This is a genomic window from Mesorhizobium sp. B2-5-3, from assembly GCF_006441005.1.
GTDB lineage: Bacteria > Pseudomonadota > Alphaproteobacteria > Rhizobiales > Rhizobiaceae > Mesorhizobium.
Genome location: NZ_VFUS01000001.1, coordinates 260,079 through 274,287 on the forward strand (window position 1 = coordinate 260,079; position 14,209 = coordinate 274,287).

Annotated in this window: 12 protein-coding genes and 1 tRNA gene; 3 read left to right on the forward strand and 10 right to left on the reverse strand. The window is 64.8% G+C overall.

Features of this window, described 5'->3' with window-relative positions:
* Positions 1-77 precede the first annotated feature (77 nt).
* The 3 genes from FJ867_RS01370 to obgE are packed head-to-tail and all read right to left on the reverse strand — an operon-like array spanning position 78 to position 3,546.
* Positions 78-1,364 carry a glutamate-5-semialdehyde dehydrogenase gene (locus FJ867_RS01370; protein WP_140560768.1) on the reverse strand — a complete coding sequence of 429 codons (1,287 nt, stop codon included), beginning with the start codon at positions 1,362-1,364 and terminating at the stop codon, positions 78-80.
* 3 nt (positions 1,365-1,367) lie between these two features.
* The gene (proB, locus tag FJ867_RS01375) at positions 1,368-2,507 is read right to left on the reverse strand and encodes a glutamate 5-kinase (protein ID WP_140517608.1); all 1,140 of its coding nucleotides are present in this window, start codon (positions 2,505-2,507) and stop codon (positions 1,368-1,370) included.
* Positions 2,508-2,514: 7 nt separating this feature from the next.
* On the reverse strand, positions 2,515-3,546 hold the full coding sequence (gene obgE, locus FJ867_RS01380; protein WP_140493021.1) for a GTPase ObgE: 1,032 nt from the start codon (positions 3,544-3,546) through the stop codon (positions 2,515-2,517).
* A 128-nt stretch (positions 3,547-3,674) separates the two neighbouring features.
* On the opposite strand from obgE, the gene FJ867_RS01385 reads away from it, so the two are divergent.
* Positions 3,675-4,544: an endonuclease/exonuclease/phosphatase family protein gene (locus FJ867_RS01385; RefSeq protein ID WP_140816308.1), complete on the forward strand. Its 870-nt coding sequence runs from the start codon at positions 3,675-3,677 to the stop codon at positions 4,542-4,544.
* A gap of 194 nt (positions 4,545-4,738) precedes the next feature.
* On the opposite strand, the gene FJ867_RS01390 is transcribed toward FJ867_RS01385, so the two are convergent.
* From FJ867_RS01390 to FJ867_RS01400, 3 genes are all read right to left on the reverse strand, one after another.
* Entirely contained in the window at positions 4,739-5,326 is a 588-nt protein-coding gene (locus tag FJ867_RS01390) for a GNAT family protein (RefSeq protein ID WP_181167602.1), read from the reverse strand.
* Between the two features lie 137 nt (positions 5,327-5,463).
* The gene (rpmA, locus tag FJ867_RS01395) at positions 5,464-5,733 is read right to left on the reverse strand and encodes a 50S ribosomal protein L27 (RefSeq protein WP_140493012.1); all 270 of its coding nucleotides are present in this window, start codon (positions 5,731-5,733) and stop codon (positions 5,464-5,466) included.
* Positions 5,734-5,833: 100 nt separating this feature from the next.
* Complete coding sequence (locus FJ867_RS01400; RefSeq protein ID WP_140517511.1) at positions 5,834-6,502, reverse strand: 50S ribosomal protein L21; 669 nt, start codon at positions 6,500-6,502, stop codon at positions 5,834-5,836.
* Positions 6,503-7,076: 574 nt separating this feature from the next.
* On the opposite strand from FJ867_RS01400, the gene FJ867_RS01405 reads away from it, so the two are divergent.
* Positions 7,077-7,166, forward strand: a tRNA-Ser gene (locus tag FJ867_RS01405).
* A 1,384-nt stretch (positions 7,167-8,550) separates the two neighbouring features.
* Here FJ867_RS01405 and recQ read toward each other — a convergent pair.
* Positions 8,551-10,392, reverse strand: a complete 1,842-nt coding sequence (gene recQ, locus FJ867_RS01410) for a DNA helicase RecQ (protein WP_140816310.1) — start codon at positions 10,390-10,392, stop codon at positions 8,551-8,553.
* 190 nt (positions 10,393-10,582) lie between these two features.
* Here recQ and FJ867_RS01415 point away from each other — a divergent pair, with 190 nt between their 5' ends.
* Complete coding sequence (locus FJ867_RS01415; protein WP_140685994.1) at positions 10,583-12,004, forward strand: coniferyl aldehyde dehydrogenase; 1,422 nt, start codon at positions 10,583-10,585, stop codon at positions 12,002-12,004.
* A 238-nt stretch (positions 12,005-12,242) separates the two neighbouring features.
* On the opposite strand, the gene FJ867_RS01420 is transcribed toward FJ867_RS01415, so the two are convergent.
* Genes FJ867_RS01420 through kduI form a run of 3 tightly spaced genes read right to left on the reverse strand, consistent with a single transcriptional unit; the run spans position 12,243 to position 14,204 of the window.
* A complete protein-coding gene (locus FJ867_RS01420) occupies positions 12,243-12,581 on the reverse strand; it encodes a cupin domain-containing protein (RefSeq protein ID WP_140518251.1) in 339 nt (112 codons plus the stop codon).
* A gap of 10 nt (positions 12,582-12,591) precedes the next feature.
* Positions 12,592-13,356, reverse strand: a complete 765-nt coding sequence (kduD, locus tag FJ867_RS01425; protein WP_140518250.1) for a 2-dehydro-3-deoxy-D-gluconate 5-dehydrogenase KduD — start codon at positions 13,354-13,356, stop codon at positions 12,592-12,594.
* Positions 13,353-14,204 carry a 5-dehydro-4-deoxy-D-glucuronate isomerase gene (kduI, locus tag FJ867_RS01430; protein ID WP_140816312.1) on the reverse strand — a complete coding sequence of 284 codons (852 nt, stop codon included), beginning with the start codon at positions 14,202-14,204 and terminating at the stop codon, positions 13,353-13,355. Before kduI ends, kduD begins: the two co-directional genes overlap by 4 nt.
* Positions 14,205-14,209 lie beyond the last annotated feature (5 nt).

The following is a 14,209-nucleotide window of genomic DNA, read 5'->3' on the forward strand; positions in this document are numbered from 1 at the left end:
CCCCTTGCGGGGGAAATGTCCGGCAGGACAGAGGGGGGTGGCTGGGCGCAAGCTTCAGGCCCTTTGGACGAAAAGCGTCAAGGCCTCACCTGTCCCGAGCCGCGCACGCGGTATTTGAACGAGGTCAGTTGCTCGACGCCAACGGGCCCGCGCGCGTGCATCTTGCCGGTGGCGATGCCGATCTCGGCGCCCATGCCGAACTCGCCGCCATCGGCGAACTGCGTTGAGGCATTGTGCAGCAGGATCGCCGAGTCGATCTCGTTGAAGAACCGTTCCACCGCCTGCGCGTCCTCGGCGACGATCGCCTCGGTGTGATGGGAGGAGAAAGTCTCGATATGCTCGATTGCGCCAGCGACACCGTCGACCAGCTTCACCGCGATGACGGCGTCGAGATATTCGGTGACCCAGTCGGCATCGGTCGCCGGCTTGGCGTCGAAGAACAGCTTCAGCACCTCGGCATCGGCATGGATCTCGCAGCCGGCGGCGCGCAAGGCGTCGAGGATCGGCACCAGGTGGGTGGAGGCAACCGCACGGTCGACCAGCAGCGTTTCGGCCGCGCCGCAGACACCGGTGCGCCGCATCTTGGCGTTGACGGCGATGCCGACTGCCATGTCGAGCTTGGCCGAGCGGTCGACATAGAGATGGCAGATGCCTTCGAGATGCGCGAAGACCGGCACCCGGGCCTCGGTCTGCACCCGCTCGACCAGGCTCTTGCCGCCGCGCGGGATGATGACGTCGAGATTGCCGCCGAGGCCTTTCAGCATTTCGCCGACGGCGGCGCGGTCGGCGGTCGGCACAAGCTGGATGGCGTCCTGCGGCAGGCCGGCTGCCTTCAAGCCGTCGACCAGGCAAGCGTGGATCACCGACGACGAGTTCAGCGAATCCGAGCCGCCGCGCAGGATCACCGGGTTGCCGGCCTTGAGGCAGAGCGCGCCGGCATCCGCCGTGACGTTCGGCCGGCTCTCGTAGATGACGCCGATGACGCCGAGCGGCGTGCGCACGCGTTCGATCCTGAGGCCGTTCGGCCGCTCCCAACTGGCGATCACGTCACCGACCGGATCGCCGAGTTCGGCAATTTCGCGAATGCCTTCGGCCATGGCGCGGATGCGGGCGGGATTGAGTTTCAGCCGGTCCATGGAGGACGCCGAGAGGCCGGCTTCATGCCCGTTCGCGATGTCGTTGGCGTTGGCGTCGAGTATGGCTCGCTCGCGGGCGATGATCGCCTGCGCCATGGCGGCAAGTGCCGCGTTCTTGGCGGCTGTCGTGGCGATGGCCAGCGGTCGTGCGGCGGCGCGGGCACGGCGGCCGAGGTCGGCCATGGTCGCCACTGTATCGTTCCGGGATTTTTCATGCAGCTTCAGCATGGCTCATCCTCCGCTCGTTACTTGGTCGCCCGCGAGGCTGACCACAAGGTCGTCGCGGTGGATCATCGCCGAACGCGCCTCGTAGCCGAGCACGGTCTCGATTTCGGTTGTCTTCAGGCCTGCGATCCTTACGGCATCCGCGGCATCATAGGCAACCAGCCCGCGGGCGATCTCGCGACCCTCGGGCGACAGGATCGCCACCGTATCGCCGCGCGAGAAATTGCCGCTGACCAGCTTCACACCGGCCGGCAGCAGCGACTTGCCCGATGTCAGCGCCCCGACGGCGCCGGCATCGACGGTGAGCCTTCCCGCCGGTTCGAGCTGGCCGGCGATCCAGCTCTTGTAGCCTTTCACCGGGTTGGCGCTCGGCCGGAAGAAGGTGGCGCGCTCGCCGCGCTCGATCGCCATCAGCGGCGAAAGCCGCGTGCCGGCGGTAATGATCATGGCCGTGCCGGCCGCAGTGGCGATCTTACCGGCGTCGAGCTTCGTGCGCATGCCGCCGCGCGACAGTTCGGAAGCCGCGGCACCCGCCATCGCTTCGATCTCAGGCGTGATGCGATCGACCACCGCGACGAATTTGGCCTCCGGGTCACGCGCCGGCGGCGCGGTGTAGAGACCGTCGATATCCGAGAGCAGCACCAAAAGGTCGGCGCCCATCATCGTCGCCACCCGCGCGGCCAGTCGGTCATTGTCGCCATAGCGGATCTCGGAGGTCGCCACGGTGTCGTTCTCGTTGATGACCGGCACCGCCTTCATCTTCAAGAGCGTCGAGATCGTCGCCCGGGCGTTGAGGTAGCGGCGGCGCTCCTCGGTGTCGCCAAGCGTGAGCAGGATCTGGCCCGATTTCAACCCGCCCTTGCCGAGCGCATCCGACCAGGCGCCGGCCAGCGCGATCTGGCCGACGGCTGCGGCCGCCTGGCTCTCCTCGAGCTTCAGCGCCCTTTTTCCAAGATCCAGAATGGTACGGCCCAGCGCGATGGCGCCCGACGACACGACCAGGATTTCCGCGCCGCCTTGAGCCAGCACGGCAATGTCGTCGGCCAGCGACGCCAGCCAGTCGCGCTTCAGCCCGGCGGTGCGGTCGACCAGAAGCGCCGAACCGATCTTGACGGTGATGCGCCGGTATTTCTTCAGCGACTGCACGGTCATGCTATTTTTCCCAGCGCGTGTCGACCGGCGCCGCGATCGCGTCGCGCGCTTCGGCCACGACCGCCATCAGCGCGCGCAGCACCGCTTCGACCCCTTCGCCGGTGACCGCCGACAGAAGCATCGGCGCACGGCCGGCGGCGCGCTTCAGCGACGCGACCTTCTTCTTGCGCTCATCCGCATCAAGCGTGTCGACCTGGGAAAGGGCCAGTATCTCGGCCTTGTCGGTCAAGCCATGGCCATAGGCTTCGAGTTCGGCGCGCACGGTCTTGTAGGCCTTGCCGGGGTTCTCCTCCTGCGCCGACACCAGGTGCAGCAGCACGCGCGTGCGCTCGACATGGCCAAGGAAGCGATCGCCAATGCCGACGCCCTCATGCGCGCCTTCGATGAGGCCGGGAATGTCGGCGATGACGAATTCGCGCGCATCGATGCGTGCCACCCCCAGGCCGGGATGCAGCGTGGTGAAGGGATAGTCGGCGATCTTCGGCTTGGCGGCGGTGACGGAGGCGAGAAAGGTCGATTTGCCGGCATTGGGCAGCCCGACCAGCCCGGCATCGGCGATCAGCTTCAGCCTGAGCCAGATGTTGAGCTCCTCGCCGGGCTGACCCGGATTGGCGCGGCGCGGCGCCTGGTTGGTCGAGGTCTTGAAGTGCTGGTTGCCGAAGCCGCCATTGCCGCCCTTGGCCAGCAGGAAGCGCTGGCCGACCACGGTGAGGTCGCAGATCAGCGTCTCGTTGTCCTCTTCGAACACCTGCGTTCCAGCCGGCACTTTCAGCGTGACGTCGGCGCCCTTGGCGCCGGTCATGTTGCGGCCCATGCCATGAGTGCCGGTCTTGGCCTTGAAATGCTGCTGGTAGCGGTAGTCGATCAGCGTGTTCAGCCCGTCGACCGCTTCCAGCCAGACGTCGCCGCCGCGGCCGCCATCGCCGCCGTCCGGTCCGCCGAACTCGATGAACTTCTCGCGCCGGAACGACACGGAACCCGCGCCCCCGTCGCCGGAGCGGACATAGACCTTGGCTTGATCGAGAAATTTCATCGGACAGCAGTTTCTTTATTGGCCTTGCGGCATTGCTCTAAACCTTGCGCCTTGCTCTAAACCAAGGCGCGGCGAAGGGCGAGGCCGTTTTGTGACAGTGGCCGCGCGGGGTTGGCCGGAGATGACGGATGAAGCTTGTAACCTACAACATCCAGTACGGCATCGGTCTTGACGGGCAGTACGATGTCGCGCGCATTGCCGACGCGGTGCGCGGTGCCGACGTGATCGCGCTGCAGGAGGTCACCCGCAACAATCCCAGGAACGGCGGACGCGACATGGTCGCCGAGATCGGCGAGGCGCTGCCCGACTATTTCGCCGTCTATGGCAGCAATTTCGAGGCCAATATCGGCTCGCGCATCGAAAACGGCCGCGCCATCACCACCACCTTCCAACTCGGCAACATGGTGCTTTCGAAGACGCCCATTCATCTGTCGCGCAACCTGCTCCTGCCGCGAAGCCGCAGCTTCGAGATGATGAACTTCCAGCGCGGCGCGCTGGAGGCGCTGATCGAGACGCCGCTTGGTTTCATCCGCTTCTATTCCATCCATCTCGATCACCGCAGCCCGGTCGAGCGCGCCAGCCAGATCCAGTTCCTGCGCCGGCGCCTGTTGAACTATGCGCTTGAAGGCGGCGCGCTGTCCGGCGTCGCCGAGATCGGCCTGCCGGAACTGCCGCACCCCGAGGCCTTCGTCGGCATGGGCGACTTCAACATGCTGGCCGGATCGCCCGAATATGTCGAACTCGCCGGCCGGCCGGACCACGAATTCGGCATGCCGCTGACCGCCGACTTCGCCGTCGATGCCGCCGTGCGCCTCAATGTCGCCGGCGACGATCTCGTCAGCTGGGTCGACCCCAAGGACCCCGGCAATACCGACCGCCGCAAGCGCATCGACTATGTCTTCACCAGCGCCTCGCTTGCCCGGTCGCTGAAGCGCCTGTGGGTCGACCGAAAGGCTGTTGGCTCGGACCATCTGCCGGTATGGGCCGAACTGGGCTGAGCCCAAATCGATGCACGTTTCTTTCCGAACCTTTGACCAGAGGCCCAGCGCCGATGTGTGCTGAGATTCAGGTCAGGCCGAGCCGAAAACGTTGGTTTTCGAGAACCGGAGCGGAGCGTACTTAAGGTACGCGAGCACCGGAAGCGCAGAAAATCAGCGTTTGCAGGCCGGCCTCACCTGAATATCGGCACACATCAAAAATGTACCCAGTTGCGCAGGCTGGTCCATGTCTTCCGGTCGAGGCGGTAACGCTCGACGGGCACCTGGCCGGCGACGATCGAGTTCAGCATGCCCTGGCCCGCATACTGGAAGCCGCATTTGTGGATCACCCGGCGCGAGGCCGGATTGATGACCCGCGTCGAGGCATGAAGCACCTGGATGTTTGTCCGCTGGAACGCGAGATCGACCAGGGCGTGCGACGCCTCGGTGGCGAAGCCGCGCTTCCAATAGGGCTCACCGATCCAGTAGCCGAGCTCCAGTCCGCGGTCGGTGGTATTCAATCCGGCGCAGCCAACGAAGGTTTCGGTGCCCGCCAGCGTCAGCGCATAGGCGATACCGGCGCGGCGCGACTTGGCCATGGCCAGGAAAGCGCGTGCCTCGGCCTCGCCATAGGGATGCGGCATGCGCGCCAGCATCTCGGCGACATGACGGTTGTCGGCGAGCTCGACCAGTTGCGCGATGTCGCTTTCGCGCGGAGCCCGCATCACCAGCCGCTCGGTGACCAGCACTGGGCAATCGATCGCATAACTTTCGTCTTCTGAGTCTTCCGCTTCGGCAACCATGTCAAAGTCCTCCAGGCACAAGAAAAAAGGGAGATGGAAACCCATCTCCCTTGATCCTTTTCCTGGCTTTGCCAAACCTTCTGGCTTCCAGACACCGGTTCCCGAGATGGGCTGCCGGTGTTGTGGCGCGGAACCGGCTACTCCGCTGCTTTGGTAATCGGGTTGACCGATACGTAGGTTCGGCCGTTGGCTTTTTTGTTGAACGTCACGGCGCCGGCTTCAAGCGCGAAAAGCGTGTGATCCGTACCCATGCCGACGTTGACGCCGGGATGCCAGGTGGTGCCGCGTTGACGAATGATGATGTTGCCCGGGATGACGGCTTCGCCGCCGAACTTCTTCACGCCCAGACGCTTGGAATGCGAGTCGCGACCGTTGCGCGACGAGCCGCCAGCTTTCTTGTGTGCCATCTAACTAACTCCGATGCGCCCAGGGGCGCTTGAATGGTCTTATGAACGCGTTCGCGTTCCGTTTCAAGTCCGATCCGGCGACGTTTCGCGCCGGTTGGCCTTACTTCTTCGCCAGTTCCTTGGCCTGCTCGCGCCAGTCCTTGATCTGGTCGGCGCTGAACGGCATGTTCTCGTCGATCTTGGCCACATCCTTCTCGGTCAGCTTGGCGAGCTGCGCGAAGGTGATGATGCCCTGTTCGTTGAGATCCTTGGCGGCGACCGGGCCGATGCCCTTGATCACGGTCAGATCGTCCGGCTCGCCCTTCGGCGCCTTGAACAGCGGCGCTGCCGCGGTCTCGGCCTTTGCCTCTTCCTTCGGGGCGTCCTTCTTGGCCTTGGCTTCCTTCGGCGCCGCGTCGGCGGCTACCTCGGCCTTGGCTTCCGCCTTGGCAGCGGCCTTCTTGGCCGGCTTGGCGCCACCCAGCAGGATCTCGGAGATCCTGACCGTGGTCAGCAACTGGCGATGGCCGATCTTGCGGCGCGAATTCTGGCGGCGGCGCTTCTTGAAGGCGATGACCGTGCGGTTCTTGCCCTGCTCGACGACTTCGGCGGTGACAACCGCGCCGTCGACGAACGGTGCGCCGAACGTGACATTCTCGCCCTCGCCATGCGCGAGCACGTGGCCGATCTCGACGATATCGCCGACATTGGCTTCGACTTTTTCGATCTTCAGGAGATCGTTGGCGGCGACGCGATACTGCTTGCCGCCCGTTTTGATGACTGCGAACATTTTTTGCCTTTCGCTGTTCGGTCGGCCTCGATGAACCGCCTGTGGCGGTTCGGCCGTCTTTTTGTCAGTCTGCGGGTTCAAAAAACAAGCGGCGCGGAAGAACCCTCCACGCCGATTGCGCGCTGTCCCTAACCGAAGGTTTGTTGCGAGTCAAGGCAAACGGCCAGATTCTCAGGGCAACGAATCCGGGCTAACGGGTTCCTTCGGAGCTTTCGTCGGCGCGCTGTTGATGGAGCCTTGAACGGAAAAACCCGCCTGTGCGGCGGGTCCCTGGCGCAACTCAGCACCATAACCAGATCTCTACCATAGTTGCCTTCACCCCGTCAAGAAAAAATTCCTATCAGGAGGTCGCCGGCACCGCCGGACCGGCGTCCTCAGGCCTCGTTAACCCGAGTTCGAAATCTTGGCCGGATTGCTGGCCGGCGAAGTGGCTGGCATCGTCTACCGCGGTCGGGACCGCGTCGCTCCGGGCCAGCCTCTGACGCAAGCTGACTTTCCGGCGGATTTGGCCTTGTAACCTGCCCGTTCAGCCGTTATCTAGTGCGCCGCGCCGGCAACGGCCGACCATGACCGCGGAGAGGTGGCAGAGTGGTCGAATGCACCGCACTCGAAATGCGGCATGGGTGCAAGCCCATCGGGGGTTCGAATCCCTCCCTCTCCGCCAGTCCGAATTGATTTCCTTACCTTATTTGGCTTTTCCCGCCCAGCCATAAACGTTTGCTAAAGCGAAGCAGCCGCACCGGGGGAGTGCGTGCAGCCCTGAGCTCCTGCGGCGCTGTAATTGTCTGGCATCGGGATTGCCGTGTAATCATCTGACGATGAGCTTCGCCAGCGAGCCCGGTGCCGAAACCCACGGGTCATCGAGGCACGAAATAGCGGGCGCGGCCACCAGCTGCGTCCTCTCTCGCCAGTCCGGTCGCAACCAGCGTTTCCAAAACCTGGGCCACACGTCCGCTGCGCTTGCTGGTGTTCCTGCCATCGAACGATAAGGAAACATCATCCAAATGCGCCGGCGCCGGGAGCTTGGCGAACAGGTCACGCACGAGCCTAATTTGTTCCAACCGTCGGACGGCCATTTGGCCAGTCCGAAATCTCGATCACGGTTGCGTCCGCCTCGATTTGTTCTTCCCTCGCGCCGGGCCGACCAGCTAAAGCCGGGATCAAGTCCTCCCACCCATAGGCTGCAAGCACAGCCAGGACTGATTGAACGATTTCGGACCTGGTCGACACGAAAAGCGCCGTCCAAGCGGCGATGCAGGTCTATAGGGCGGGCACGGCGACGGCCGTTGCGCACTGCGCACTGACTGCCCCCATTTCGACGGTCTCGCCGCGTCTGGTAGGCTCGGCGGCTTACGGTACTGGCAAGCTCGCCAAGCAGTTGACAGGCTGACGCCGACACAGCGTCGCCTACTCAGTCGTCTGCTCGTCCAGGCGGGCCGCGTGACAGCGCCAGTCAGCGACGAGCAACGGAGGCAGCGCGGGTACTGATCGAAGCAACCCCGCTGTTAGGGCAGCGTAGCTGGGGCGTAGCAGCTCACAAAAGGCGCTTTTCCAGTGCCTGATATCATTGCGCAATGATAGGCTTTCCTCGACGCGGAATTGAACACCATCATACCGTCGCCGGGTGCCACTAACCAATCGGCTGGCGACGCCGCCAGCGGAGCTTGCGTCCTGGCGAGCATTCCACTGCCCAACAGAATAGCCGCTGCTATTATCAAGGTATCGGCTCGGATTTGCATTGGTTGTTGCCTCCCTTTCGTCGTTCGTCAGGGCGGTGCCTGCCTTGACGACTGCCAATCTAGCACCAGTGTCAAGGCATGGAAGACAGTCGAGAGGATGGTTATCGTTCTGGCGCACGGTCTTCCGTGATCTCGCCGGAACGAAGGAAGTCGATCATTGACGCGACGAACGCACCAGCCGCCACGGCAAGCGGCACCGAAAAGCAGACGGTGCCATATTGATCAGCTCAGACAGCGAGGTGACGTCACGAAGGCACTTCTGTCTGGATGGCCGCTGTAGCCTGTGCGTGACGCGTCGACCGGTTCAGCTCAATTCGGATGATGCCCGGCAATCGCGGCGAGAAAAATCTCCCCGAATTCCCTAAGCTTCGCCGCTCCCACGCCATTCACCTCGGCGAAGGCGTCGAGGTCGCGCGGGCGGCGTTCGGCCATGTCGATCAGCGTGCGGTCCGAGAACACGACATAGGCCGGCACCTGCCGCTCCTTGGCCAGCCGCAGCCGCAGCGCCTTGAGCGCGCCCAGCAGCGATGCATCCACACCCTCGGCGCTGGCGGCGGAGCTTTCCCCGGAACGCTTCCTGCCGCGCGCGAGAGGGTCCCGCATCTCGACGCGATAATGGAACGCAACCTCGCCGCGCCCGAGGGCGCGGCCGCTTTCGGAAATGGCGAGGCCGCCATGGCCGTCCGGATCCGGCACAAGGAACCCGCCGGCGACCAGTTGCCGGATAAGCGACAGCCAGACCGTTTTCCTATACGCCGCGCCGGCCCGGAAACTGGTCAGCGTTTGATGGCCTCTCGCCAGTACTTTCTCGGTCTCGTGGCCGAGCAGGATGTCAATGACATGGGCGGCGCCGAAGCGCTTGCCGGTCTGCGCGACTGCCGTCAGGATGATCCGCGCTTCCGCTCCGCCATCGGCGCGCGGCGCCTGGTCGAGGCAGTTGTCGCAATTGCCGCAGGGCGCTGCCTGTTCGCCGAAATAGCCGAGCAGGATCTGCCGGCGGCACTGTACCGCCTCGCAATAGCCGATCAACGTATCGAGCCGGCGATGCCCGCGCTTCTTGTGTTCAGGTGATGATTCTTCGTCGTCGATGAACAGGCGCCGCATGCGGATATCGCCGAGCCCGTAGAGCATATGCGCCTCGGCTGCCCGCCCGTCGCGGCCGGCGCGGCCGATCTCCTGATAGTAGGCTTCGAGGCTGCCCGGCAGGTCGGTGTGGAAGACATAGGCGACGTCGGGCTTGTCGATGCCCATGCCGAAGGCGATGGTCGCCACCATGACGACGCCGGAGAGCGTCATGAAGGCGTTCTGATTCGCCTCACGCGTCTCCTTGCTCATCCCGGCGTGATAGGCGAGCGCGGTGACGCCGTTCTTCTCGAGGAAGGCCGCCATCTCCTCGGTCTTCTTGCGTGACAGGCAGTAGACGATGCCGCTTTTGCCCGCGTGACGCTCGACGAAGCGCAGCAACTGGCGCTTGCTGTCCTGCTTGGCCTCGAGGGCAAGCTTGATGTTCGGCCGGTCGAAACCCAGCACCACGGTTTCGGCGCGCCCGGCAAACAGACGCGCTTCGATATCGGTGCGGGTAGCCTCGTCCGCCGTCGCCGTCAGCGCGATGATCGGCACTTGCGGGAAAATGGAGCGCAGCCGCGACAGATCCTCATATTCGCGCCGGAACGCCGGACCCCATTGCGAGATGCAATGCGCCTCGTCGATGGCGATCAGGCTGACGTCGAGCTTGGCCAGCGCCTCGAGCATCCGCTCGGTCATCAGCCGCTCCGGCGCGAGGTAGAGCAGGCGCGTCTGGCCAGAGGCGACACGGCGCCATGCCGCCACATTGGCCTCGCGCTCGATCGAGGAGTTGATCGTATCGGCTGACACGCCGGCAAGGCGCAACGCCGCGACCTGATCCTGCATCAGCGCCACCAGCGGCGAGACGACGATGGCAAGGCCGCCCAGGACCAGCGCCGGAACCTGGTAGCAGAGCGATTTCCCCGCACCCGTCGGCATGACGGCCAGCACATGGCGTCCGCCCAGCAGCGCGTCCATGATTTCGGCCTGGCCGGGACGAAAATCGTCGAAGCCGAACACGTCCTTCAACACGCGTTGCTTGGGGTCTGGTACATCCGGCGGAACGCTCGCCGTCGATATTGCCATCTCGCAATGGTCCCCTGGTTTGGCTGAGGCAACGTTCTTAAAGCGAAGATCGCCGGAACGCTATCCGCGATGCGCGGGGTGGCATGTCCACCGGCTCCAATTCGCGCCTTCCCCTGCGACATCAGCACCCCTGCTGGATTCGCTCACGCGCTGCGATGTAAGCTTGCCCGGCGCGATCAGGGAGGGAGCGATGCTGCAGACCAGACAGGACGCTCTCGGCGAGCGCTTCAAGCAGCAGCGCGCCGCATTCGAGGCGCAGCCCTTTCCGGGCCTCGATGTCCGCAAGGATCGCCTCGTCCGGCTGCTGGCGCTCACGGAAAAGCATGAGGCCGACATCTGCGCGGCAATCGACACCGACTTCGGCGGCCGCTCGGCTCATGAGACCCGCCTTGCCGAGCTGTTCGTGGTGCGGGCCGGCATCCGCCACGCGCTGTCTCACCTGAAAGGCTGGATGCGGGAACGCCGCGTCGCCACCACCTTGCCGTTTCTGCCGGGCAGGAACCGCCTCGTCCCGCAGCCGCTCGGTGTCGTCGGCATCGTATCGCCCTGGAATTACCCTTTCCAGCTCGCCGTCGCGCCGGTCACCGCGGCGCTCGCCGCCGGCAATCGCGTGCTGGTCAAACCCTCCGAATTGACGCCCGCCTTTTCAGCGCTGCTGGCGCGCCTGGCCGCCGAGCATTTCGCACCGGACGAACTCGGCATCATCACCGGCGACGCGGAGGTCGGCAAGGCTTTCGTGTCGATGCCTTTCGATCACCTGCTGTTCACCGGTTCGACGGCCGTCGGCCGCGAGGTTGCATTGGCCGCCGCGGCCAACCTCACTCCAGTCACGTTGGAACTCGGCGGCAAGTCGCCGGCAATCTTCGACCCCTCATGCGACCTCGATGCGGCGGCGGCCAGCGTCGCCTATGGCAAGCTCCTCAATGCCGGGCAGACCTGCATCGCGCCGGACTACCTGCTGGTGCCCAAGGGACAGTCAGGCATCGTGGCAGAGAAACTCGCGGCGGCTATGGCGAAGCTCTACCCCAGCCTGCGCGACAATCCGGACTATACCGCCATCGTCAGCGACCGGCATTATCAGCGCCTGCGGGCCATGATCGCGGAGGCCCGAGACGCCGGCGCCGATGTCATCGAAATCAACCCGGCCGGCGAGGCGTTCGGCGCCGCAGGCCGCAAATTGCCGCCGACCCTGGTCAGGAACGCCGATCCCGACCTGCGGCTGATGCGCGAAGAGATTTTCGGGCCGGTGCTGCCGATCCTCGAATATGCCGGGATCGACGACGCCATCGCCCATGTCAACCGGGCCGACCGGCCGCTGGCGCTCTACTGGTTCGGGCGAGACGGCGGCAACCAGCAACGCATCCTGCACGAGACCATCGCCGGCGGCGTCACCATCAACGATTGCATGCTGCATCTGGTGCAGGAGAACCAACCCTTCGGCGGCGTCGGCGCCAGCGGCATGGGCGCCTATCACGGGGAATGGGGCTTTCGCACCTTCAGCAAGGTGAAGCCGGTTTTCCTGCAGTCGCGCTTGAGCGCGGGGAGCCTTCTGCGTCCGCCCTATGGCAGGACCTTCGAACGGCTTTTCGGCCTGCTCAGGCACATCACTTGAACGCCGTGCGGCGCCCGCCGCCGGCGACGCGATCACATGGCGGCGCTATCACATGGCGTCCGCGCGTTAAGCCTATCTTCACCATGATTCGGCAGGCTCCATTTCCTGCGGCCACGTTTCGAGTACCGCGGCGCGCAAGCGCCCAGGCAACAGACCCGCGCCTCTCCGGAGGCGCGGGTTTTTCATTTGGAAACAGCGCGCCGAAACGAGCGTCCATCGCTCATCGCATGGCCGGCCCTCAGGCGAGGAAATCGGCGCGGTGCGGCGTAAAGCTGTCGACCAGCCGGCCGGCTTCGAGCGCCTTGACGCCATGCACCAGGCCTGACGGCACGATGAAGCTGCCGCCTGTCTCGATGATTTCGGTCCGGCCGTCGATGGTCACCTCGAAGCGGCCCTCGGCGACGTAGCTTGCCTGTACATGCGGATGCGAATGCAGGGCGCCGACGCCGCCCTTGTCGAAGGCGAACTCGACCATCATCAGTTCATCCGTGTGCAGGAGAACGCGCCGCCTGTTGCCATCCGGCGTCGCCGTCCAGGCGCCCGCGCCGGCCTGGGAGAAGATTTTCGTTTCGCTCATCGCAATATCCTCATCGCGCCAGCCAGCCGCCGTCCACTGGCACCACCGCGCCATGCATATAGTCCGACGCCGACGCCAGCAGGAAGGCCGCCGCATCGCCAATGTCTTCCGGCCGGCCCCAGCGGCCGGCCGGAATGCGCGCCAGGATCGAGGCGCTGCGGTCGGGATCGGCGCGCAGCGCCTGCGTATTGTTGGTTTCGATATAGCCCGGCGCGATGCCGTTGACGTTGATACCTTTCGCTGCCCATTCGCAGGCGAGCAGCCGGGTGATGCCGAGCACGCCGTGCTTCGAGGCGGTGTAGGACGCGACGCGGATGCCGCCCTGGAAACTCAGCACCGAGGCGATGTTGACGATCTTGCCCCTGCGTCCGCCGGCAAGGACGCGCCTGGCGAAGCCTTGGCAGAGCAGAAAAGCCGTCTTCAGGTTGAGGTCGAGCACCTCGTCCCAATCGGCTTCCGAGAGATCGACGGCGTCGGCGCGCCGGATGATGCCGGCATTGTTGACCAGCCCGTCGAGCGGCCCGCTTTCGTCCCAGACGCGCTCCAGCATCGGACCTGCGGCGGATGTGTCGGCAAGGTCGGCCGCGACCGCCTCGAACCGACCGCCCGCCGCGGCGATCCTTGCGGCCGTCTCATCCATCGAGGAGCGGCCGACGCCGACGACCATGCCGCCGGCGCGCGCGATCGAGACGGCAATGCCTTGGCCGATTCCGGTGTTGGCGCCGGTGACGAGGATGCGCCGACCGGTCAGGCTGAAGGCGGAGAAATCGCTCACCGCAGGTCTTCCATCGCAACCGGATCGACATCGGTGTAGTCGACATTGTCGCCGGCCATCGCCCAGATGAAGGCATAGCTGGAGGTGCCGGCGCCTGAATGGATCGACCAGCCGGGCGACAGCACGGCCTCCTCGTTGCGCATGACGATATGGCGGGTCTCGTCCGGCTCGCCCATGAAATGGAAGACGCGCGCCGCCTCCGGCAGGTCGAAATAGAGATAGGCCTCCATGCGCCGGTCGTGCACATGGCACGGCATGGTGTTCCAGATGGAGCCCGGCGCGAGTTGCGTCATCCCGACGACGAGCTGGCAGGTCCTGGCCCCGTCGGCATGGATGAACTGGAAGATCGAGCGTTCATTGCAGGCCTCCTTGCTGCCGAGATCGAGACGCCTGGCGTCACCGATGCGGATCAGCCGGCTGGGAAAGGTTTGATGCGCCGGCGCGCTGAGCAGATAAAACTTTGCCGGCGCCGCCTTGTCGACTGAGGCGAATGACACATCCTGCGTGCCCATGCCGAGATAGAGCATGTCGCGCGCCTGCAGCTCATGGAGCTGGCCTCCGGCTTCGATCGTGCCGGCGCCGCCGATATTGACGGCGATCAACTCGCGGCGCTCGAGAAAGCCTTTCGTTCCAGTCGGCTTGATTGCCTCCAGCCGAAGCGGCGCGCCGGCCGGCATCGCGCCGCCCACGATCATGCGGTCGTAATGTGTGTAGGTCAGGCCGACGCGGTCGGGCTGGAACAGGTCTTCGATGTGGAAATTGTGGCGCAACTCGTCGGTTCCCATGGCCGCGGCGGCGGCGGGGTCGATGGCAAAACGCGATGTATAGTCGGTATGGTTCTGGCTCATTGCTG

What these genes read in the sequence shown, in the direction of transcription:
- FJ867_RS01370 (WP_140560768.1), bottom strand. Translation starts at nt 1,364, where the DNA reads ATGCTGAAGCTGCATGAAAAATCCCGGAACGATACAGTGGCGACCATG.
- obgE (WP_140493021.1), bottom strand. Translation starts at nt 3,546, where the DNA reads ATGAAATTTCTCGATCAAGCCAAGGTCTATGTCCGCTCCGGCGACGGG.
- FJ867_RS01385 (WP_140816308.1), top strand. Translation starts at nt 3,675, where the DNA reads ATGAAGCTTGTAACCTACAACATCCAGTACGGCATCGGTCTTGACGGG.
- FJ867_RS01390 (WP_181167602.1), bottom strand. Translation starts at nt 5,326, where the DNA reads ATGGTTGCCGAAGCGGAAGACTCAGAAGACGAAAGTTATGCGATCGAT.
- rpmA (WP_140493012.1), bottom strand. Translation starts at nt 5,733, where the DNA reads ATGGCACACAAGAAAGCTGGCGGCTCGTCGCGCAACGGTCGCGACTCG.
- FJ867_RS01400 (WP_140517511.1), bottom strand. Translation starts at nt 6,502, where the DNA reads ATGTTCGCAGTCATCAAAACGGGCGGCAAGCAGTATCGCGTCGCCGCC.
- recQ (WP_140816310.1), bottom strand. Translation starts at nt 10,392, where the DNA reads ATGGCAATATCGACGGCGAGCGTTCCGCCGGATGTACCAGACCCCAAG.
- FJ867_RS01415 (WP_140685994.1), top strand. Translation starts at nt 10,583, where the DNA reads ATGCTGCAGACCAGACAGGACGCTCTCGGCGAGCGCTTCAAGCAGCAG.
- FJ867_RS01420 (WP_140518251.1), bottom strand. Translation starts at nt 12,581, where the DNA reads ATGAGCGAAACGAAAATCTTCTCCCAGGCCGGCGCGGGCGCCTGGACG.
- kduI (WP_140816312.1), bottom strand. Translation starts at nt 14,204, where the DNA reads ATGAGCCAGAACCATACCGACTATACATCGCGTTTTGCCATCGACCCC.